This window comes from Novosphingobium sp. AAP93 (genome assembly GCF_001296055.1).
GTDB lineage: Bacteria > Pseudomonadota > Alphaproteobacteria > Sphingomonadales > Sphingomonadaceae > Novosphingobium.
Genome location: NZ_LJHZ01000096.1, coordinates 32,593 through 54,194 on the forward strand (window position 1 = coordinate 32,593; position 21,602 = coordinate 54,194).

A 21,602-nucleotide genomic window follows, 5' to 3' on the forward strand; every position below is an offset into this window, starting at 1 on the left:
TCACAGCCCTCCGTCGATGTAGAGGCACTGCCCCGTCACCCAGCCCGAGGCTGGCGAACACAGATAGACTGCGGCTGCCGCGATGTCCTCCTCGCGGCCATACCGCTGGAGCGGAATGCGCATCATCTCCCGCAGCGCCTCGCGCGCAGCTTCATCCCCGGTGCGCATGCACTCGTTGAAGTTCTGCGTGGGGATCGGCCCCGGCCCGACTGCATTCACGCGGATCTTCGGTGCCAGTTCGCGCGAGAGCGTCCTGGTGAGGCTGTTCACGCCCGCCTTCGCCGCAGCATAAGGCCCGTTCTTCGCCTGCGGTCCGAACGCCGCGCGCGAGGAGGTGTTGAGGATCACGCCCCCCGCTTCACCCATCGCCTTGGCCGCAACCACCGCGCCCATCCAGACAGCCTTGAGGTTGAGATCGACTTGCGCGTCCCAGCTCGCTTCCGTCGTCTTGGTCAGATAACGCGGATTGCCGTCGGGGATGCCGCCCGCATTGCTCACCCAAATGCTGACGGAACCGAGATCCGCCGCAGCGCGGGCCGCGAGGTTCTCCAGCGCCTCCATCGAGGTCGCATCGGTCGGCACGGCAATCGCCCGCCGACCGCGCGAACGGATTTCCTCCGCCACTGCCTCTATGTCCGCCGCCGTCCGCGCCCCGAGCGCCACATCCGCCCCCGCTTCGGCCAGCGCGATGGCAATCGCGCGCCCGATCCCCTTGCCCGCACCGGTGACAACCGCCACCCGCCCATCGATGCGAAAGCTGTCGAGGATGCTCATGCCGGTTCGGCCTCACGCTCCATCAGGGCAACGCGCGGATCGTTCGGCCAGACCCAGTCCTTGCCGATGACCTGCTCCACGGCGAGGTGCGGCGGCACCCGGTCCAGCCCGATCATCTTGTCGCAGGTCTGGTGGAAGCTGTAGATGCGCGCTTCCTGATAGCTCAGCGGCACGGACTTGAACCCGTCGCTTTCCATCGACTTCTGGATCGCCTCGCCGAACTGGGTGTCTTCCTGGATGATCGCGTTCATCCTGCGACCGCCCCCACCTTCAATTGAGTGGTCAGGCTCTGTCCACAGGTCTGGCGTGGGGCCATCACCCCAGTCGAGCGCCATGGTGATCAGCTCGAGCCGGGTTGTGTTCAGCGAGGTTGGCCAAAAGATCAGCGGCGGAATGAAGAAGTTCGAGAGCGGCGAGACCCAGTTGGGGAACATCGTGTAGCTCTGTGTGGTGGTCCGCCCCAGCTCGCCCACCGTCTCGACCGATTGCCATTCCGGCGGATTGTCGATCGCGCGCACGTGCGCCCGGTTGGTATTCTTCGGCGGCGGCGCGATCATCCGCGCGTGGCCGCCGGGGAAGATCGTGTTCACGTTGCGCTTGTGATCGACCAGCGGCGCCACGGTCTGGGCATGGATGAAGGGCACATGGTAGACTTCCATGTTGGCCTCCATCGCCACTTTCCAGTTGCACTTGAGATCGAACGACTGGCGTGATGCAAGGCGCATCCGGTCGAAGGCGAACTCCTCCCACTCGTCCCACAGCGGCCCCATCCACTCACGCAGGCCAATCGCGTTTTCATCGAGGTTGACGAAGATCAGCTTGCCATACATCTCGCAGCGCACGCTGATCAGGCTGCGGCACGACTTGTCGAAGGCACGCCCGAAATCCTGCGATTCCGGCACGCCGACGAGCTCGCCGTCGGTCTTGTAGGTCCAGTTGTGATAGCCGCACATCAGGCGGGGGCTGCGCCCGCGCTGCACAGTGACGACCGGCGCGCCGCGATGTCGGCAGGTGTTGTAGAACGCGCGGACCACGCCATCCATGCCGTGGACGATGATCAGCGGCTGGCCCGCATTATCCCACTGCATGAAGCTGCCCGGCTCCGGCACTTCATCGAGGTGCGCCGCGAACAGCCAACTCTTCTTCCAGATGTACCGCTGCTCGAGGTCGTAGTATTCTTGGCTGGTATATCGACCGGCAGGCATGTCCGGCAGCGACGGGAAGCCCTCGGGCGGCGCGCTGCGCCCCGCTTCCCATTCCATCAGCCGCTTGATCGTCTCGACCGTCTGCTGATCCATCATTGGCCGTACTCCATTGGGGGCTGAAATCTCAGGGATTTCCCGCAATCACCGATCTTGCATCATCGACGCGGATCGCCGCGCCGTTGATGAACTTGCTTTCGTCCGAGGCGAGGAACGTCACCGTGTAGGCAATGTCGTCCGGCTCGCCGAGCTTGACCAGCGGCCCTGCGTTGAGCGCTTCTTCCGCGCCGCGCATCAGCGCCGCCTGCCGGCCCACTTCCATCACCATCGGCGTAAGGATGCCCGCCGGGTGGATCGAATTGCAGCGGATGTTGTAGCCGGCCCTCGCACAATGCACCGCGACCGCCCGCGTCAGCCCCTCGACCGCGCCTTTTGCTGCGCAATATGCTGCAACCGCGCTTTCGCCCTGGACCGAGGCGATCGAGGCCATGTTGATGATCGAGCCGCCACCTGTTTCCTTCATCACGCGCACCGCGTGCTGGCAGCCGAACCAGGTGCCGTCCGCGCTGACCGCCATGATGAAGCGATAGTCCTTCTCGGTCTGCGTCTCGATATCGCCCAGCTCGACCACGCCAGCATTGTTGACGAGGATATCCAGCTTGCCGTGCCGCGCGACCACATCATCGACCAGCACGCGCCATTCGGCATCGTGCCGCACGTCGAGATGACGATACTCGGCCATCTCGCCGAGTTCGGCAGCGACGCGTTCGCCATTCGCGCTGTCCACATCGGTCAGCACCACCCGCGCCCCTTCGCGCACGAACATGCGCGCATCCGCCTCGCCGAGGCCCTTGGCCGCGCCGGTGATGATCGCAACTTTTCCCGAAAGCCTGCCCATACGCGGCGTTCCTCTCATTATTGCCAAGTTCCCACCAATTCACCCCGGATGCTAGGCCCAAGAGCAGGGGTGGGCGTTACTAGCAAAAGAGAGGGGTGAGGCCGTGGCACTGACATTGGACGAGCTCTCGGCACGCGAAGAGATCCGCGACCTGCTCCACCGCTATTGCAAGGGAATCGACCGGAAAGACTGGGCTTTGGTCCGCTCCTGCTTCGCCGACGACCACGTCCACCGCCACTCCACCTTCGTCGGTTCGCCCGACGAGTTTATCGGTTTTGCCAGTGCCGTGCTGAGCACGATCCCCGCGACGCACCACACCATCGGCAATGTCCACTTCGCATTTGCGGCTGACGGCCTGAGCGTGGAGACCGAAGCCAACTTCGTCGCCTACCACTTCATCGAAGCCGGCCACACCGAAGGCACCCCGGTGCCGACCCATGGCAAGGCCACCGACTGGATCGTGGCCGGGCGCTATTGCGACCGCATGGAAAAGCGGGACGGGCGCTGGCTGATCGTGGCGCGGCAGGCGTACCACGACTGGGAGCGCGTCGATCCGGCGAATGTGCAATAGAACATAGGACATTCCCCCAACCCCGCTCACCCTGAGCGCATCCTGAGCTTGTCGAAGGACGAAGGGTGCTGCCACAACCGTCGGGTTTGATGCTTCGACAAGCTCAGCATGAGCGGTTTTTGCTTTGAAACAGAATCTGGGAGAGGACAAAAATCATGCGATTGAACGGCAAGACCGCGCTCATCACCGGCGGCTCCTCGGGCCTCGGCGCCGCCATGTCGCGGCGCTTCGTGGCGGAGGGCGCCAGCGTCGTGATCGCTGACATCGATGACGCAGGCGGCGAAGCCCTCGCAGCAGAACTCGGCGCCAAGGCCCGCTACGTCCATCTCGACGTGACGCGGGAGGCCGATTGGGCCGCCGCCTTCGCCGGCCTCGACACCGTCGATTGCGTGATCAACAACGCCGGCATCACCACCGCCGGGAACATCGAGCAAGTCACGCTCGAGCAGTTCCGCCACGAGTTCGAGATCGACGTCGTCGGCGTGTTCCTCGGCTGCAAGTATGCCGTGGCGGCCATGAAAGAGCGCGGCGGCTCGATCATCAACATGTCCTCGCTCGCGGGCATTCGCGCCAATGCCGATCTCGTCGCCTACAACGGCGCCAAGGCCGCCGTCGCGCACATGACCAAGTCGATCGCCGCGCATTGTGGCAAGAGCGGCTACGGCATCCGCTGCAACTCGATCCATCCGGGCGTGATCCGCACCCCGATCCTCGACAAGGTGCTGGCGCAAGTGCCCAACCCGGACGAAGTCTATGCCGGCTGGGTCGCGGTCCACCCCATCGGCCGCATCGGCACCCCTGAGGAAATCGCCGCCATCGCAGTCTACCTCGCCTCCGACGAATCCGGCTTCACCACCGGCGCCGAATTCCGCATCGACGGCGGCAGTTCCATCTGATGAACCCGATCAGCCTCGCCTCGGGCGTCGTCCCCGAATTCGGCCCTGTCGAGACGATCCGCGCCGCGCAGTTCGGCGGGTTCGACGCGGTCGGGTTGTGGGTCGATCCCGAGACGTGGACGGACAGCACGACACGCGAGGCCCGCACCGCGCTCGCGGATACGGGGCTCCCTCTGCTCGATGTCGAAGTGATCTGGATCCAGCCCGGCAGCGACATGGCCCTCCACAAGAAGGTCATCGATGTCGGAGCCGAACTTGGCGCGCAGAACGTGCTCTGCGTCTCCTCCGAACCCGACATGGACAAGACCGCCGCGCGCCTCCGCGAGCTCTGCGTCCACGCCGAAGGAACCGGCCTGCGTGTCGCGCTGGAATTCGGCATCTTCACCGGAGTGAAGAACCTCACCATGGCCCTCGGCGTGCTCGATCAGGTCGCCCACCCGCTGCGCGCCCTCCTGATCGATCCGATCCACGTCGACCGCTCGCAAAGCAGCATCGCCGATATCGCCCGCATCCCGCGCGAACTGCTCCCCTACGCGCAATTCTGCGACGCGCCCGCCAAGCGCCCCGATCCGGCGAATTTCCCAGCCATCATCGAGGACGCCATCGACCTTCGCGAACAATGCGGCGAAGGCGCGCTGGCCCTCGTGGATATCTACAAAGGCCTCCCGCCCGGCATCCCGCTCAGCATCGAACTGCGCTCCAAGGCCCTGCGCGACGGCTTCCCCGATCCAGGCGAGCGGGCCAAGGCGGTGGCGGAAGCCACGCGCCGCTGGCTGGCGGCGAACGCCTGATCCACCCACGGCCTCGTCATTGCGAGGAGCGTAGCGACGAAGCAATCCAGAGCGGCGCAGAACAACTTCTGGATTGCTTCGCTCCGCGCGCAATGACGACAAGAGGAAACTGCGTTCAACGCCCCCTCACAAACGCCGCCACATCCTCGCGCAGCGCCTTCAGCGAGTCCTCGTGCGCATAGACCATGTGGCCTGACGGGTAGTATTTGTACGAGATGTTCGCGCGCAGGTTCTCCGGCACGGGCAGGTGCCGCATCTGGAAGCGCCCCTCGAAATAGGGCGTCGCGGTGTCATAGTACCCGCCCAGCACCAGCACCCGCAGCGTCGGGTTGGTCTTCATCGTGAAGGCAAGGTCCGGCAGCAGGTTCGCCGCACCTTCCACCGGACTACCGGCGCCCGGCGGCGTGTGCTTGAGGTCCCATTCACTTATGCTGGCAAACAGCTTGAACGCCTTGCCCGCGCCGTATCCCAGCTTGCCCCGCGCATAATCGTTGAACGCCGAGACATAGGCCGAACTGATCGCGGTCGACTGCGGATCATAGTCCGCTTCCTTGCTCAGCACGTCGAGGCTCGGCCCGGCAAAGCGCGTGTCGAGCCGGCCCACGGTCTGCCCGGTCTCATCCATCAGGTTGCGGTTGAACTGGCCGAGATTGACCCTGAGGTTCGAGCGCAGGATGTAGGCCGGGGTGAGCCCCGTATAGCGCGCCAGCTTCTCGGCCACCGCATGCTTGCGATCCGCCGGAAGGTCATTCCCCTCGATCAGCGCGGCAGCATAGTCGCCGGTTGCGAACTTTTCGGCTTCGGCGAGGAACGGCTCCAGCGCGGCAGGGCGCCCACCCGGCACGCGGTTGTGATACCACGCCGTCGCCGCATAGGTCGGCAGCACCGCGATATAGGGCAGGTCGTTGCCGGGGTTCCACTGCGGCGCATCGGCCCAGAAATCGAACGCCAGCGTCGTCGAAAGCAGCATGATCCCGTTGAAATCGACCGCATCCGTCCCCTGCAGCCGCGCCGCCAGCGCCACCGCGCGCGGCGTGCCATAGCTTTCCCCGAAGAGGTAGCGCGGCGAATTCCAGCGCTGGTACTTGCCAAGGAACTGCTTGATGAAATCGGCAAAGGCATAGACGTCCTGATCGATCCCGTAGAACGCCTTCTCCTTGTCCTTCCCCGCGATCCGGCTGAACCCCGCCCCCGGCGCATCGATGAAGACGAGATCCGCGACATCGAGCGGGCTCTCGCCATTATCGACCACCTTGTAAGGCGCAGGCGGCGTGTGGCTGCCGTCCGCCGTCACCACCCGGCGCGGCCCGAAGGCGCCCATGTGCAGCCACACGGTGGAGGAACCCGGCCCGCCATTGAACACGAACAGGATCGGGCGATCGGCAGCAGGGGCGCCCTTCTTGAAATAGGCGGTGTAGAACATCGATGCTTCGGCCGGCGCCTCGTCGCTGGAGGCCTCCGCCTTGGGCTTCGCCGCATCGTCCCAGCCCTTGGGATGGATCACCAGCGTGCCCGCCACCGCCTTGTAGTCGATCTTCGCACCGCGCACGGTGACCGAACCTTCGCTCGCGACTTCCTCCGGCTGGAACAGCCCTGCCGGCGCCGCCTTGGCCGCCTCGGCAGGCTTTGCCGCGTCAGCCGGCTTGTCCGCCGCCAGCGCCGCGGTGCTGAGTCCCAATGCCAGAGCCAGCGCCGAAATCCCGAGAAGCCGCATGAAATGTCTCATCCACAAACAGAAAACCGGCGCGGTTGGTCGCACCGCGCCGGTTTCTTGTCCATACCCTGCAAGGTGGGATTTCCCACCCCCGACCGCTCATGCTGAGCTTGTCGAAGCATCAACCGCAACGGAAGCACCAGCACCCTTCGACAAGCTCAGGGTGAGCGGGGCTAGAAGTTGCGCGGATCTACCCCGCCGAAGGCCGGTGCGCCGTGTCGGACCAGTCCTGCCGCGCCACCCACTGCGCCAGCGTTTCCAGCTCGATCCCCGGCAGGCGTTCCATCATCGCCTCGACATTCACCTCGAAGGGCTTGGTCGGCGCATTGTTGTTGTAGTTGTAGAACGCCGCGATGCCTGCCGAGAAGGGCCCCCGCTCTTCCTCGGCCATCGAATCCCCCAGCGCGCCGACGAGGAGGTCGCCGAACTCTTCCGGCGTGCAGGGATCATACTTGATCGTGTGGCCGAAGTGGTCCGAGAGGATCTGCGCGACCTGCGGCGGCAGCAGCCGCTCCGGCCCGCCGATGTTCATCCACGTGCCTTCCATGTCCGGCCGGTCCATCGCGTGGATCATGATCTTGGCGACATCGTCGAGACTGATCCAGTTCGCGCCCAGCGTTGGCTTGTGCGGATAGACGTAGCGGCTCTCGTGGACGATGAACGGCCGCGCCCAGTTGGTCAGCAGGTTGTCCATGAACAGCACCGAGCCGAACACCGTGGCCGGCACACCCGAACGGAACAGCGCGTTGATGCCCGCGGTGTTGCCGGCATACGTGAAGGCATCGCCGGGCTTGTCCGGGATCCAGCTCGAGGTGTTCCAGACGAAACGCTTGGCGTCGACTTCCTTCGCCGCCGCGCCGATCCAGCCGGCGAGTTCGGCGCGGGAATCGCGCAGTTGCAGCGGATGGTTGTAGAACACCGCGTCCGAACCCTCGAGCGCCTTGGTGTAGGTCTTGCGATCATAGAGATCGATCACCCGCGTCTCGATGTCCGCATTGGTCGGCCCCAGATCGGGCTTTTCATTGCGCGAAAGGGCGCGGACCTGATGCCCCGCGGCAACAAGCTGGCGCACTTGAGCCAGCCCCTGCCGGCCGGTTGCGCCCACGACGGATACCAGTGCCATCTTGCATCTCTCCTTCGTTATGCCGGCTGTCATGCGCAGCCCTTGTTTTTACGCCGTTCGTCCCGAGCGAAGTCGAGGGACCCGTTCGAGCGAAGCCGAGAACCAACTCCGCACAAGACCTCGGCTACGCTCGGCCAAAACTCCCTCGACTTCGCTCGGGACGAACGGACGAGGGGTAGGAATTCCCTCTCAACTCCTGATCGCGCTCGCCCCGTCGACATTGAGGTCGGTGCCACTCGTGAAGCTCGAATCCTCGCAAGACAGAAACAGGATCGCCCGCGCCACTTCGTCGGGCTCGCCCACGCGCCCCATCGGATGCGCGGAGGCCATCACCGCCTCGATCTGCTCCGGCGTCGCCCCGCCTGCATTGAGATAGCGGTTGTACATCGGCGTGCGGATCGCGCCCGGATGCACCGTGTTGGCGCGGATCTTCAGTCCCCGCTCGGCGCAATCGAGCGCCACCGTCTTGGTCAGATGCGTCACCCCCGCCTTGGAGGCGCAATAGGCCGCCATATTGCCCGAAGCACGCTGCGCCAGCATCGAGCCGACATTCACGATGGTCGCAGGTTCACCCGAAGCCGCCAGCGCCGGGATCGCGGCACGGCAGCCATAGAAGCTCCCCGTCAGATTGATGTCGATATGGCGGTGCCAGCTGTCGAGATCGACGTCGACGGTGTTCCCCGGCTCGGAAATGCCCGCGATGTTGCACAAGGTCGTCAGCTTGCCGAAGCGCGCCAATGTCGCCGCCACTGCCGCTTCCCACTGCTCAAGGCTGCGCACATCAAGCTGCACCGCATCGGCATTCGGCCCCAGCTTCGCGGCATGGGCCTTGGCCTTCTCAAGCTGCAAGTCGCCCAGCATCACGCTGCCGCCTTCGGCCACGAACAGCTCGGCCACCGTGCCGCCGATGCCTTCAGCCCCGCCCGAAATCAGCGCGACCTTGCCGGTCATCTTGCCCATCAATCAGCGCTCCAGAATGCACACGCCGGAAAGACCCGGTGCACCATAGACGTGGCTGTAGGCCGCCTTGGGCTTGCCCGGCACCTGCCGCCCGCCGCCGCGTCCGCGCAGCTGCACGGTGTTTTCGTAGACTTGCCGCAGGCCCGATGCGCCGATCGGTTCGCCGCAGGCAAGGCAGCCGCCGTCGGTATTGACCGGGAGCTTGCCGGTGATCTCGGTCCGGCCCTCGCGCAGCCACTGCTCCTGCTCGCCGTCCTTGCAGAAACCGTTCTCGGCCATGTGCATGATCTCGGCGCCGGACTCGGTGTCCTGCAACTGCGCGACCGAAATGTCCTCCGGCCCGATCCCGGCCTGCTCGAACGCGGCTTTGGAAGCGAGCACCGTCGGCTTGCCGCCATTCTCGATATCGACCGAGGGCGCAAACACCTCGAACGAGCCCGGCGGGCGCGTGCGGACGGCGACACTGGCGATCTTCACCGCATCGGCGCCGAGTTCGCGCACCTTCTTGCCGCTCGCGAGGATCAGCGCCACCGCACCTTCGGCGGGCGCGCAGAACATGTACTTGGTCAGCGGATCGTTCACCATCGGCGAGTTGAGGATCGTCTCCAGATCGACCGGCGAACGCCGCCACGCGTGATCGGCATGCACGCCGTTGCGGAAGGCCTTCTCTGCTACCCGCCCCAGCGTCTCGCGGCTGATCCCGTAAAGCTGCATGTAGCGCTGGATCTTGAGCGCGAAGAATTGCGTCGTCAGCATCATCCCGGTCTGGCCATACCATTCGGGAAGGCCATATTCGCGGGGCTTGGCGTTGAACGCGCCGCGCGGGTGCTTGTCGAAGCCGACCGCCAGCGCCACATCGAACTCGCCCGCCGCGATGGCATTGCGCGCCGAGGCAAGCGCCGAGCCGCCCGTCGCGCAGCCGTTGGCCACGTTGATGAACGGCAGGCCGGTAAGGCCCAGTTCGTTGACCATGATGTCCGCGCTGCCTGCGGCGGCCGAGCCGCCATAGGCGCAGCCCACGTCGGTCCACTCGATCCCGGCATCGGCCATCGCCTGCCGCACCGCGTAGACACCTTGATCGCGGCCCGAGCGGCCATCAGTGCGGCCGAAGGGGTGGATGCCCGCCCCGATGATATAGACGTCTTCCATCACGCTTTCTCCGGACGAAACGCATAAGTCGAACGGGTCGCATCAAATGGCGCGACCACGAATTCCATCGGCATGCCGAGCCTCAGATCCTCGAGCACGCAATCGACGATGCGCGTCTCGACGATCACTTCGCCGGGCAGCTCGACATAGCCGAGGAGGTAGGGCTTGAACGGCTCAGGCCCCTCGTAGGGTTCCTTGGGCTGGAAGTCCTGCCGGGTCCACGACCACAGCGTGCCCTTGCGCGACAGGCGCCAGGGCTCGACGCCCTCCGCCGCATCGCCGCTCGGATAGGGAAACACAATCTTGCCGCTGGGCAGCCGCCCGCCGATCAGCGCCGGCTCGGCTTCATTGGTCCACAGGTTCTCTGCAATCGGCGTCAGCACCTCAGCCATACCTTTCCCGCTGGGTCGGGCCGAATGCTGCGGCCCCATTGTTGCCATCATGGTGACACCAAAGCCGGGGGTCTACGATCATTGAATTTGCTAGGCGCAGCCCCCGCCGCGAAGGCCTAGCCCTAGCGAAAAGAAGGAGCGGGCGTCTTGGGAGAGCATCGCCACTACCGCCAGTTCGTGCTCGGCGTGATCACTTTCGGCGGCATGCTGAACATCACCGACCGGCTGATCCTCTCGATCATGATCGAGGACATCAAGCACGCCTTCGCGCTCAGCGACACGCAGATCGGCCTGATCACCGGCTTTGCCTTCACCGTGCTCTACGTCGTCTGCGGCCTGCCGCTGGCCTGGCTGGCCGACCGCATGAGCCGTCCGCTGATCATTTCGCTCTCGATCGCCTCGTGGAGCCTGATGACCGCATGCTGCGGCCTCGCCACCGGCTTCTGGACCTTCTTCCTCGCGCGGATGGGCGTCGGCATTGGCGAATCGGGCAGCGGCCCCGCCGGGACTTCGCTGCTCACCCAGACGTTCAAGGGCCACGAGCTTGGCCGTGCGATGGGGATCTACTTCCTCGGCCCCACGCTCGGCACCGCGGCCGGGCTGATCCTCGGCGGCGTGCTCGCCCATGCGGTCGGCTGGCGCATGACCTTCCTGCTGCTGGGCCTGCCCGGCATGGCCTTTGCGCTCTTCTTCTACCTGACGGTGAAGGAGCCGGGAGGCCGACCCGTCCCGCCCAAGGTCAGCCTCGCCGAGGGCCTCACCGCGTGGTTCACCGGCGTGCGCGCGCTATTCGCAAACCGCGTGTTCCTTGCCGCCTCCTGCGCGTTCGGCTGCATGATCGTCACCGGCTACGTCTTCGCCACCTGGCTCGCCGCGATCATGCTGCGCAATTTCCCGGTCACGACCGCCGATGTCGGCTTCTACCTCGGCCTCGCCTTTGTCCTCGGCGGCATTCCCGGCCCGCTGCTCGGCGGCTACCTCACCGACTGGCTGGTGCAGCGCGACGCACGCTGGCGCGCCTGGCTCCCCGCCATCGCCACGCTCGCCTGCCTGCCGATCTACCTGATGGCGCTCCAGAGCACGCATTTCTGGACCTTCCTCGGCCTGTTCTCCTGCGGCTATCTCGTCTTTCTCACCGCGCAGGCGCCCACCGTCTCGCTCATCCAGCTCGCGGTACGCCCCGACGAGCGGGCGATGGCGATGGCCGTCGCGATGATCTTCAACAACCTCATCGGGCAGGCGCTCGGCCTCTTCCTCGTCGGCTTTGCCAGCACCAGCCTCACCCCCCTCTTCGGCACCAAGGCGCTGACATGGGCGGTGATCGGCGTCAGCGCCGCCTTCGCCGTCCCGGCTGCGCTGTTCTACCTCTACGCCGCCGGCGGCATGGCGCGCGGTCCCCTCAAAATGATGAATGGCCCCGGTTCTTCGCAGGCGTAGACTGCCCGATAAGTCCAAGGGAGAGCGGACAAATGGTGGAAACCAAGACCGGGCACGACCGCACAGCAGGCGTGACCTACCTCGATGTGATCAGGGCCGACAAGGTTGCCCCGCCGCCGGTCTATCTGGAGGAATCGCCCTATCCCGGCGGCGTCACCAAGGTCGCCACCCACCGCTATTGGAGCAAGGAAGAGCACGAGCGCGAGGTCGAGCGGCTGTGGAAGCGCGTGTGGCAGATGGCCTGCCATGAAGACGACATTCCCAATGTCGGCGACACCCATGTCTACGAGATCGCCGGTCTCTCCTACATCCTCGTGCGCAATGCCTCGGGCGACGGCCCCGGCGCGGTCAAGGCCTTCCCCAACGCCTGCCTCCACCGCGGCCGGCAATTGTGCGAGGCCCACAAAAAGGGCCTCAAGGCCCTGCGCTGCCCGTTCCACGGCTGGTCGTGGCACCTCGATGGCCGCCTCAAGGAAGTGCCCAGCCACTGGGATTTCCCCACCGTCACCGAAGAGGAATACTCGCTCCCCGCCATTTCGGTCGGCCACTGGGGCGGTTTCGTGTTCATCAATCCCGACCCGAATGCCGAGCCGCTTGCCGATTTTCTCGGCGATATCGACCGCCATTTCTCGCTGCCGTTCAAGCGCCGCTACAAGGCCGCGCACATGGTGAAGCGCCTGCCGTGCAACTGGAAAGTGGCGCAGGAAGCCTTCATGGAATCCTACCACGTTGTCGGCACGCACCCCGAGCTGCTGCCGATGTTCCTCGATACCGGCTCCAAGTACGACGTCTGGCCGAACATCAGCCGCGCCATGTCGGCCTCGGGCCCGCCGAGCGCGCACACCGATCTCGATGCGCCCGATCCATCCGCTTTCCCCGAAGGCCAGGCCTTCACCAGCTTCCGCCATCCGCTGAGCGGCCACGTCTACCGCCGGATCGAGGAGAACCGCGTCGAGGTGACCCGTCCCGATGGCAAGACCGGGATCTTCGACATGACCGGCGCGCACGTGGAAGGCGAAGTCGTCAGCGCCGACGCGCACATGTGCAACTGGATCGGCGGCAAGATCGCACCGGGTGAGGAGAACATGCCCACCCGCTTTGCCAGTGCCTCAACCGAGGATTTCCGCGCCGATGCTGCGCGCGACCGGCGCGAGCTCATGCGCCCGCAGTGGGGCGACAAGATCGACCAGTTCAGCGACGCCGACATGATCGACGCGATCTTCTACTCGGTGTTCCCCAACCTGCACCCCTGGGCGGATTTCAATCCAATCTTCTACCGCTTCCGGCCCGACGGGGACAATCCGGAGCAGTCGCTCCACGAGGTCATGTACATGGTGCAGGTGCCCGAAGGCGCAGAGCGCCCGGCGCCAGCCAAGTGCACCTTCCTCGATCTGGAGGACGACTATACCAAGGCGACCGAATTCGGCAGCTATCTCAACAAGATCTTCAACCAGGACGGGCTCAATCACGCCGCCGTCCAGAAGGGCCTGCACAATCATCCCAAGGGCGAGGTGATCTTCGCGAGCTATCAGGAAAGCAAGATCCGCGATTTTCACAACAAGCTGAACCGCTGGCTGGAGAGCGAGACCCCGCCCAGGAGTCGGTGACGGCACGCAGCAGTTACATTCAGATCGGACCGTACGGAATCCGTGCGTTTTTGCAGCAACACCGCGCACAAAAACCCGCTGCCTGTCCCTATTTCTGATAGTTGCTGTTCGCCCCCCGCACCCTAGCTTAGTACACGGGATTGTAGGCGGAAAATCTAGCAATTACAGCAAGATATTCGCCAACACAAAGTTGGGAGGATTGCTATGGGGATGAGGACACTCGTGTCGCCGTTTCGCGCCGCGCTTTTTGCTGGTGCTGCTGCCACTTCACTGATGCTGCCGGGGCTGGCTCATGCTGCCGATGCTGCGGCTCCGGCGGAAGGTGCCGCCGCCAGTGACGCGCCGGCGACGACCGAGGAAATCACCGTGTTCGCCCGTCGCGACGCGGAATCGCTGCAGAACGTGCCGCTGACGATCACCGCGATCAGCGCGAACACGCTCACCAAATACAACGTCACCAAGCCGGCTGACATCGTCAGCCGCATCCCAACGCTCAACGTCCAGGTCGGCGGTTCGGGCGCAGGTGCGCAGATCAGCTTGCGCGGTGTCGGCTCGTCCAACATTTCCGCCGCGTTCGACAGCGCCGTGGCGATCGATTTCGACGGCGTGCAGGTTTCCACCAGCCGCCTCCTGCAGGCGGGCTTTGCCGATCCGGCGCAGATCGACGTGCTCAAGGGCCCGCAGTCGCTCTACTTCGGCAAGAGCGCCTCGGCCGGCGTCATCCAGATCCGCACCGCCGATCCGACCAAGACCTGGCAGTACGGCGGCAGCGCTTCCTATGAGTTCGAAGAGAAGGGCTATCTCGTCAGCGGCTACGTCTCGGGCCCGCTCACCGATACGCTGGGCATCCGCGTCGCCGGCCAGTACAACGACGTCAAGGAATACGTGAAGATCAACCCGACGACCCCGGCCAAGCTGCGCAACCGCGGCCTCACCGATTTCGTCGGCCGCGTCACCCTGCAGTGGGAACCGTCGAGCGACTTCACCGCCAACCTCAAGGCCACCTACACGCGCAACACGAACGACGGCGCGATCGGTACCGCCGACGTTTCCTGCGGCAAGAACGGCCGTGCGGACGAGGTCGTGCTGTTCAGCTTCCTCGGGCCTGCCGCGATCGCGATCCCCTCGAACGCGGATTGCAAGCCGCTCGACAAGTACGTCACCACGTCCGATCCCTCGCCGGCGCTGGTCCGCAAGTTCCCCGATGGCAGCGGCGCTGCGGGCGGCCGCTATCCGGGCCATCCCTTCGGCCAGACGGACGTGTTCTTCACCCGCCTGAAGATGGACGCCAAGCTCGGCGACAACCTCAAGCTGGTCTCGACCACGGGCTACCTCAACCTCAAGGCGCTCGACTTCGATTCCTACAGCTATCTCGGTGTCGGCCCGGCTTTCCGTCCGAACGGGCTTCCGCTCGATCTCTCGCCGCTGGCGGGCGTTCTGCCGCCGGCCCTGCTGGCGTTCTCAGCCCCCGCGCTGGCAGCGGTCAACGCCCCCGGTTCGCCGCAGGGTGTCGGCGGCAGCGACCCTGTCAACAAGACCGCCCAGTTCACCCAGGAACTGCGCCTTGTCAGCAGCTATGATGGTCCGATCAATTTCCAGCTCGGCGCCTTCTACGAAAGCCGCGTGATCAAGTTCGATACGTCGCAGCAGGCGTTCAATGCCTCGCTGCTGTTCCCCGATCCGGTGACCGGCAATACGTTCGACTACTTCAAGAAGCACCGCACGAAGACCAACACCTATTCGCTCTTCGGCAGCGCGACCTATGACATCACCGACAAGCTCGAGCTGACTGGCGGCGTCCGCTACACCAAGGAAGACAAGGTCAACACGATCGAAATTCCCTACATGCACACCTTCCTGTCGACGGTGTTCGGCTTCGTGCCGAGCGGCTTCAAGACACCGCCGATCAAGTTCAATGACAGCAACTGGTCGCCGGAAGTCACGCTGCGCTACAAGGTCAACCCGGACTTCAACGTCTATGCCGCGTTCAAGACCGGCTACAAGTCGGGCGGCATCGACAACAGTGCGCTGCCCTCGAGCAACCTCGCCAACTTCCTGATTCCCGACAAGTTCCAGGCCGCAGCCAACGGGCTGATCTTCAAGTCGGAAACCAGCAAGGGCGGCGAAATCGGCTTCAAGTCGCAGCTGGCCAACCGCACGATCACGTTCAACGCCACGGCGTACTACTACGTGTTCAACAACCTGCAGGTGCAGAACTTCAACGCGACGACGATCCAGTTCGTCACCACCAATGCCGGTCAGCTCAGCACCAAGGGCATCGACGTCGATTTCAGCTGGCGCCCGCCGGTCGATGGCCTGCGCCTGTTCGGCTCGCTCGCCTATACCAATGCGAAGTTCACGCGGGACTTCTTCACCGGCACCGGCCCGGATGGCGTGCTCGGCACGGCTGACGATCCCAACATCCGCGGCCGCCGCGCCGCGCGTGCGCCGGAATTCGCCGGCAATATCGCGTTCGACTACACCGCACCGCTCAGCGATGCGCTGGAACTCGGCCTCTCGGGCAACGTCGCCTACAGCGGCAAGTACTATACCCGGCAGGAAAACTTCACGGACTACCAGCAGCCCGCCTATGCCACCATCGACGCCTCGATCTCGGTCGGCGCGCCCGATGGCAAGTGGAGGCTGGCGCTGGTCGGCAACAACATCACCGACAAGATCTTCGTCAACACCTCGGGCGGTCGTCCGTTCCTCGCTGGCCCGACCAATGGCCTTCCGATCGGTGACGACGAAGTCTTCACCATCAACCGCGGCCGCCAGATCTTTATCCAGGGCAGCTTCAAGTTCTGAGATCCCGGCGGCAACTCCACGCCGGATGAAGGGGCCGCCTCGGGAAACCGGGGCGGCCTTTTTCGTTCGGGTGCAGGGGTTTTGGAGCGGGACTCAGCGCATGTCCGCTCTGGATTCCCGCCTTCGCGGGAATGACGAGATGTGTATCAGTTGCAGCGGTTCACCCCCCGCTCCTAGTTCGTCCTCCCCGCCCCTCCCCTTCTTCGTCATCCCCGCGCAGGCGGGGATCCAGAGCCGCCACAAGCCCCGCTCGGTTACCCCTTTCCTACACCCACCCGGTCTGTCAGACTCCACACGCTCTTTGAAATGGTCGGTTCAGGCGCACACACGCAATATGTGTCACCTTGTCGCTTTCAGGCGCACAAGCCTTTGTCAATAAACAGGAAAACAGCATCACCCAAAAGCGACACGGTGTCGCTTTTGTCGCTTTTGCCCCCCGCTTTCAGGCCGCGATCACCCGCACCGGGATCGCGCTCTGCAGCGGCAGGCCGGTGATCGGGTCCATGTCCTGAATGTCGTCGATCAGGCGGTTGGTCGAAGCGCCGATGCCCATCACGTCGTCCTTGCCGGCATCGTCGTTGCCCCAGGCGTGGCTCATCGAGATCACCCCGCGCCGCACCTTGTCGCTGGCGCTGGCAACGGCATGGATCGAGGCGACGCGCGAGGCGATCTCGATCACCGCGCCGTCTTCCACGCCCAGCGCCGCGAGGTCCTCCGGATTGATGTAGGCCGGATTGGTCGGCATCTTCTTCTTGAGGAACTCGGAGATGTGCCCGTTGCTGTTGTAGCGGTGCTTCGAACGGCGCGAGATCAGCTTGAAATCGAACCCGTCCGCCTCGGGCCGCCGCGCCGCATAGCCCGCGAACGCCGACGGCATGTCGCCCGCGCCAAGCTGGAACTTGTTCGTGGCGTCAGGGTCCGCCGGCGCGATCGTCGCATGGACTTCGGGATAGAACATCGCCCCGCCCGGCGTTGCACTTGCCTGTGAATCCGCCCGCGCCTTGCTCGGCGCGACGAGGCAACCGTGCGAGATGAGATCGAGCATCGTCATCTTGTCGGGCACGCTCTCCATCGAGCACGGCCCGCCCGGCAGCTGCAGTTGCAGCCCGAGGTGCTTGGCGATCCACCAAAGCATCTCGTACTCGTCCATCGTGTCGCCCGGCGCAGGCACCATCGCCTCGGCATAATGGGCGTAAGGCTCCTCGCAGAAGGGCTGCGAGACGTTGTTGATGTCCTCGCGCTCGAGGCACATCGAAGGGGCAAGGATCACGTCCGCCCGCTTGGCGCTGGCGGACATGTAGGGATCGACCTGCACGAACATTTCCAGCGTTTCCAAGGCTTTCCTAACCTTGCGCTGGTTGGGGAAGGCGATCTCCGGATTGCCGCCGATCGAGATGAGCACTTTGACCTGGCCCTCGCCGGGTGTGAGGATCTCGTCCGCCAGCACCGGGCAGGGCATTTCGGTGCCGAGCTTGCCGATCCCCCGGATGCGAGATTGCGCGAAGCCTTCGCCGAACATCGGCATCGGCGGCGCGACCTGCGCCTTCTTCGGCCCGGCGGCAAAGGGCATGAACACCATCGGGTTCGCCACCTTGTCCCCCGCCTGGTTGAACCGCGCGCAGACAATGTTGAGCGCGGTCACGAGGTATTCGGTGAGCACGCCGCGGCCCGCCATTTCCGGTCCCGTCCCGGTCACCACCCGGCCCTTGGCAGCGCGGGCGAACATGCGGGCGGCAGCGACGATCTGTTCGGCGGGAAGACCGGCGCGCTCCCCGGCGAGCTCCGGCGTGAAGTCCTTCACCGCGTCCGCCAGCGCATCGAAGCCATCGACATGCGCCGCCACGAAATTGCGGTCGTAAAGCCCTTCCTTGATGATCACATGCAGCATCCCGCCCAGCAGCGCCGGGTCCTCGCCCGGCTTCACCTGCAGGTAGAGGTCCGCCAGATTGCCGGTATCGCTCTGGCGCGGGTCCGCCACGATCACCTTCATCCCCCGCGCCTTGGCATCGCGCAGGCGCCGCGAGGGCGAGAACGGCGGTACACCCCCGCTCGGCGTGTAGTGCGAGACGAGCGGATTGTTGCCGACGAACATGACGACGTCGGATTCCTCGAAGTTGTTCGGCCCGCCCATCCACTGGCCGTAGCGCGCGGTGGTGAAGACCTTGGCCGGCTGGTCCACCGTCACGCTGGTATAGTAGTTGCGCGTGCCGATCGCCTCGGCCAGCGCGTAGGATGTGCCCAGCACCGCGCTGTTCTGGAAGGCATTGGTGCCGCAATAGAGCGCCACCGCATGCGGCCCATGCTCGGCGATCACCGCCTTGATCTTGTCCGCCACCAGCTTGAGCGCCTCGGCCGTCGAAGTCTCGACGAACTCTGCGCCCTTCACCCCGCCCTTGCGCACCAGCGGGCGCAGGTGCCGCTCGGGCAGGTTGTGCATCTCGGGCATCTGGCGGCCCTTCACGCAGGTATAGCCGTGGAACAGCTCGTTCTCGGGATCGCCCCGCACCGCCGTCACCTTGTCGCCCTCGACATCGACCAGCATCGCGCAGCTGGCGTGGCAGAAGCGGCAGAACGTCCGCAGGGTCTTATCGGCCAAGGTACATCTCCCCAGTATTTTGAATAGGGAAGCTATCGGCAATCGGGGGCTGGGCACACTGATGAAAGAGAGGGTGGGCCGCTCAATTCCGCCAGTGGCATTGCCGGGCGATCCCGGGCTTGATGGAGGCTGCACCGATACCGGAGGACAAACCTTGAGCACCGAAAATCGCCACTGGCTCCTCGCCCGGCGCCCCGTCGGCAATGCTTACGCCGAAGCCTTCGAACTCAGGACCGAAGCACTCCCGCAGCTGGCCGATGGCCAGATCCTCGTGCGCAACAAGGTGCTCTCGATGGACAGCGGCACCCGCATGTACATGACCGACCGCGAGGACAGCTACCAGCCCGGCACGCCGCTAGGCGCCAAGCTGATCGGCACCGTGCTCGGCGTGGTGGAGGAAAGCCGCCACCCGGCCTACACAACAGGCGACCGTGTGCGCTGCTACGGCCAGTGGGCGGATTTCTCGGTCGTGGAGCCGGATGCAACCTATTGCACCAAGCTCGACGATGCTCATGCCGATCTCAAGCAATACGTCGGCATCTACGGTGCCAACGGCTGGACCGCATGGGTCGGCGTGGTCGAAACCGGCGCGGCCAAGGTGGGCGAGACGTTCGTCGTCTCCGCCGCCGCAGGCTGCACCGGGCTGATGGCGGGCCAGATCGCCAAGGCGCGAGGCTGTCGCGTGATCGGCATCGCAGGCGGCGCGCGCAAGTGCGACTTGCTGACCGGCGAATACCACTTCGACGGCGCGATCGACTACAAGTCGGCTGATGTCGAAGCCGAACTCGCGCGCCTCTGCCCCGATGGCATCGACGTCTACTTCGACAACGTCGGCGGGCGGGTCCTCGATGCGGCGCTGGGCAACATGGCGCTGTTCGGCCGCGTCGCGGTCTGTGGTCTCATCACCAACTACATCGCGCAGGGGCCAGTACCGGGTCCCTACCGCTTCGATCAGGTGCTGATGAAGCGCCTGCGCATCGAAGGCTTCTTCTCGCCCGATTTCTACGCCCGCGAACCGGCGTTCAATCCCGAGCTCGCGAAGCTCGCAGCCGCCGGCCAGCTGCGCTTACCTTTCGAGGTGAGCACCGGGCTGGAGGAGACCCCGGCCGCCTTCACCAAGCTGTTCACCGGCGCGAACGTGGGCAAGGTGGTGGTGGAGCTCTGACGCCCCACCACCTCGGCATCACGCCGTCTTCGGCAGTTCGCCGGAAATGTACTTGTCCATCGTGCGGTGGAACTGGCGGATGCGCGTTTCCTGATAGTGGCCGAGTTCGAGCCGCTTGTTCTTGCTCGCCTTCATGCCCGCCTGCACATGCGGCAGGTTTTCCATGTCCTGATCGAACACGCCCGCCAGCGCCGCGCCGATGAGGTGCCCGGCATAGGCAAACGGCTGGTCATCCGGGATCATGAACATCTCCGGCCCGCGCGCTGGCTTCTCGCCCTTCTGCGCGCGCATCAGGATGCGCACTTCCATCAGGCAGTGATCGGCATCCTTCCACGGCCGCCAGCGGTAGACGATGTTGGGCACGAAGCCGCCCCACGGCGACCAGTTGGGGAAGATGTTGTAGGTCAGGTTGTCGAGCATCTCGCTGTCCGAGGCCTGCGAGTAGTCATGCCCGTTCATCGCCGCGAAGCCCTCGCGGTTGGCCTGCGCCAGCACCTTGCGCGCCAGCAGCGGATCTTCCGGATCGAAGCCCTTGAGGTCGGTCGGTTCGGCCGCATTGCGCCGTCCGCGCCCGTCGCCCGCGCCGAGGAATTCGGCGAGCTTGTTGATCACATACATCTGGTCCTTGCCCTTGAGGTGGGGCGAAAGGGTGCCGTTGGGCGTGATCGCCCGGTTCATGTGATCGCCGTAGAGGTCATACCGCGTGTTGGCGTCTGCAGTGAACGGCAGGATCTGCGGATGCGTGACGACCGAATGCCAGGCTTCCATGAACGCTTCGGCCACCGCCTTCCAGTTGGCCGGAACGATCCGCGCGACCCATGCGCCGGTGGTGCATTCGTCCAGCCGCCAGTTGTCGTAGTGCTCGACACCCGGGCCAATCCACTCGCGGAACGACGGAAGGTCGTGGTTCTCGGTGATCAGGATGAAGCCTTGCCAGCTTTCGACCCGCGCTTCGGGGAGCGAGAGGTTCTTGTCCTCGAGATGCTTGAAGTCCCACGAGCAGGGGATTTCCTTGAGGCTGCCATCGTTGTTCCAGGTAAAGCCGTGGAACGGGCAGCGCAGATTGATCGCCCGGCCGCCTTCGAGCCGCAGCTTGCGCCCGCGGTGGAGGCACACGTTGTAGAACGCGCGGACGCTGCCGTCCTGCTGGCGGACAAGCAGGAACGACTTGTCATTGATCTCGTAGACCACCGTGTCGCCCGGATCGGGCATGTCCTCTTCCCGCGCGGCGAACTGCCACACGTTGGGCCACATCTTCTCGTCTTCGAGCGCCTTGAACGCGGGGCTGGTATAGCGGTCCGGGTCAAGCGGTTCGTCGCCAAGCTCCTGCGTCGATTCCATCACGAGGTAATCGGGCGCTGGCCGCGTATCGACGGCGAGCATGTCTGTATAGGTGATCCCCGGGCAGCGGTCCGAACGTTCGATCTGGGGGTCAATGTCAGCCATGGCGGGTCCTGATTGTGGGCGGCGCCGGGAAGGCGGAACAGCCCTCGCCAGACGCGCAAGTCTTGCACGGTGA

General features: G+C 64.8%; 17 protein-coding genes. 7 read left to right on the forward strand and 10 right to left on the reverse strand.

Annotated elements, in window-relative coordinates:
* From IP83_RS14415 to IP83_RS14425, 3 genes are read right to left on the reverse strand one after another with little or no spacing between them, the layout of a single operon-like run.
* The gene (locus IP83_RS14415) at nucleotides 1-774 is read right to left on the reverse strand and encodes an SDR family NAD(P)-dependent oxidoreductase (RefSeq protein ID WP_054122927.1); all 774 of its coding nucleotides are present in this window, start codon (nucleotides 772-774) and stop codon (nucleotides 1-3) included.
* Nucleotides 771-2,075, reverse strand: coding sequence for an aromatic ring-hydroxylating dioxygenase subunit alpha (locus IP83_RS14420; protein ID WP_231625059.1), 1,305 nt, complete (start codon nucleotides 2,073-2,075; stop codon nucleotides 771-773). The genes IP83_RS14415 and IP83_RS14420 overlap by 4 nt, the downstream gene beginning before the upstream one ends.
* 28 nt (nucleotides 2,076-2,103) lie before the next feature.
* A complete protein-coding gene (locus IP83_RS14425; protein ID WP_054122928.1) occupies nucleotides 2,104-2,874 on the reverse strand; it encodes an SDR family oxidoreductase in 771 nt (256 codons plus the stop codon).
* 103 nt (nucleotides 2,875-2,977) lie between these two features.
* On the opposite strand from IP83_RS14425, the gene IP83_RS14430 reads away from it, so the two are divergent.
* The 3 genes from IP83_RS14430 to IP83_RS14440 all read left to right on the forward strand — a co-directional run bounded on the left by IP83_RS14430 (nucleotide 2,978) and on the right by IP83_RS14440 (nucleotide 5,132).
* Entirely contained in the window at nucleotides 2,978-3,445 is a 468-nt protein-coding gene (locus tag IP83_RS14430) for a nuclear transport factor 2 family protein (protein WP_082364717.1), read from the forward strand.
* Nucleotides 3,446-3,600: 155 nt separating this feature from the next.
* Nucleotides 3,601-4,341 carry a glucose 1-dehydrogenase gene (locus IP83_RS14435; RefSeq protein ID WP_054122930.1) on the forward strand — a complete coding sequence of 247 codons (741 nt, stop codon included), beginning with the start codon at nucleotides 3,601-3,603 and terminating at the stop codon, nucleotides 4,339-4,341.
* Nucleotides 4,341-5,132, forward strand: coding sequence for a sugar phosphate isomerase/epimerase (locus IP83_RS14440; protein ID WP_054122931.1), 792 nt, complete (start codon nucleotides 4,341-4,343; stop codon nucleotides 5,130-5,132). Before IP83_RS14435 ends, IP83_RS14440 begins: the two co-directional genes overlap by 1 nt.
* Nucleotides 5,133-5,247: 115 nt before the next feature.
* On the opposite strand, the gene IP83_RS14445 is transcribed toward IP83_RS14440, so the two are convergent.
* From IP83_RS14445 to IP83_RS14465, 5 genes are all read right to left on the reverse strand, one after another.
* On the reverse strand, nucleotides 5,248-6,846 hold the full coding sequence (locus tag IP83_RS14445) for a S10 family peptidase (protein WP_054122932.1): 1,599 nt from the start codon (nucleotides 6,844-6,846) through the stop codon (nucleotides 5,248-5,250).
* A gap of 190 nt (nucleotides 6,847-7,036) precedes the next feature.
* Nucleotides 7,037-7,969, reverse strand: coding sequence for an SDR family oxidoreductase (locus IP83_RS14450; RefSeq protein WP_054122933.1), 933 nt, complete (start codon nucleotides 7,967-7,969; stop codon nucleotides 7,037-7,039).
* A gap of 189 nt (nucleotides 7,970-8,158) precedes the next feature.
* Complete coding sequence (locus IP83_RS14455) at nucleotides 8,159-8,929, reverse strand: SDR family NAD(P)-dependent oxidoreductase (RefSeq protein ID WP_054122934.1); 771 nt, start codon at nucleotides 8,927-8,929, stop codon at nucleotides 8,159-8,161.
* A gap of 3 nt (nucleotides 8,930-8,932) precedes the next feature.
* Nucleotides 8,933-10,081 carry a thiolase family protein gene (locus IP83_RS14460; RefSeq protein WP_054122935.1) on the reverse strand — a complete coding sequence of 383 codons (1,149 nt, stop codon included), beginning with the start codon at nucleotides 10,079-10,081 and terminating at the stop codon, nucleotides 8,933-8,935.
* A complete protein-coding gene (locus IP83_RS14465; protein ID WP_054122936.1) occupies nucleotides 10,078-10,470 on the reverse strand; it encodes a Zn-ribbon domain-containing OB-fold protein in 393 nt (130 codons plus the stop codon). The genes IP83_RS14460 and IP83_RS14465 overlap by 4 nt, the downstream gene beginning before the upstream one ends.
* A 147-nt stretch (nucleotides 10,471-10,617) precedes the next feature.
* Here IP83_RS14465 and IP83_RS14470 point away from each other — a divergent pair, with 147 nt between their 5' ends.
* From IP83_RS14470 to IP83_RS14480, 3 genes are all read left to right on the forward strand, one after another.
* Nucleotides 10,618-11,907 (forward strand): MFS transporter, encoded by a 1,290-nt coding sequence (locus IP83_RS14470; protein WP_054122937.1) that lies wholly within the window; start codon nucleotides 10,618-10,620, stop codon nucleotides 11,905-11,907.
* A 32-nt stretch (nucleotides 11,908-11,939) separates the two neighbouring features.
* Nucleotides 11,940-13,514, forward strand: a complete 1,575-nt coding sequence (locus tag IP83_RS14475) for an SRPBCC family protein (protein WP_054122938.1) — start codon at nucleotides 11,940-11,942, stop codon at nucleotides 13,512-13,514.
* 210 nt (nucleotides 13,515-13,724) lie between these two features.
* Nucleotides 13,725-16,322, forward strand: coding sequence for a TonB-dependent receptor (locus IP83_RS14480; RefSeq protein ID WP_197274384.1), 2,598 nt, complete (start codon nucleotides 13,725-13,727; stop codon nucleotides 16,320-16,322).
* Between the two features lie 442 nt (nucleotides 16,323-16,764).
* Here the strand turns inward: IP83_RS14480 and IP83_RS14485 are convergent, their stop codons facing one another.
* On the reverse strand, nucleotides 16,765-18,918 hold the full coding sequence (locus IP83_RS14485) for a molybdopterin-dependent oxidoreductase (protein ID WP_231625060.1): 2,154 nt from the start codon (nucleotides 18,916-18,918) through the stop codon (nucleotides 16,765-16,767).
* A 154-nt stretch (nucleotides 18,919-19,072) separates the two neighbouring features.
* Between IP83_RS14485 and IP83_RS14490 the strand changes: the two genes are divergently transcribed.
* Nucleotides 19,073-20,083: an NADP-dependent oxidoreductase gene (locus IP83_RS14490; protein ID WP_054123015.1), complete on the forward strand. Its 1,011-nt coding sequence runs from the start codon at nucleotides 19,073-19,075 to the stop codon at nucleotides 20,081-20,083.
* 18 nt (nucleotides 20,084-20,101) lie between these two features.
* Here the strand turns inward: IP83_RS14490 and IP83_RS14495 are convergent, their stop codons facing one another.
* A complete protein-coding gene (locus tag IP83_RS14495) occupies nucleotides 20,102-21,529 on the reverse strand; it encodes an SRPBCC family protein (RefSeq protein WP_054122940.1) in 1,428 nt (475 codons plus the stop codon).
* Nucleotides 21,530-21,602 lie beyond the last annotated feature (73 nt).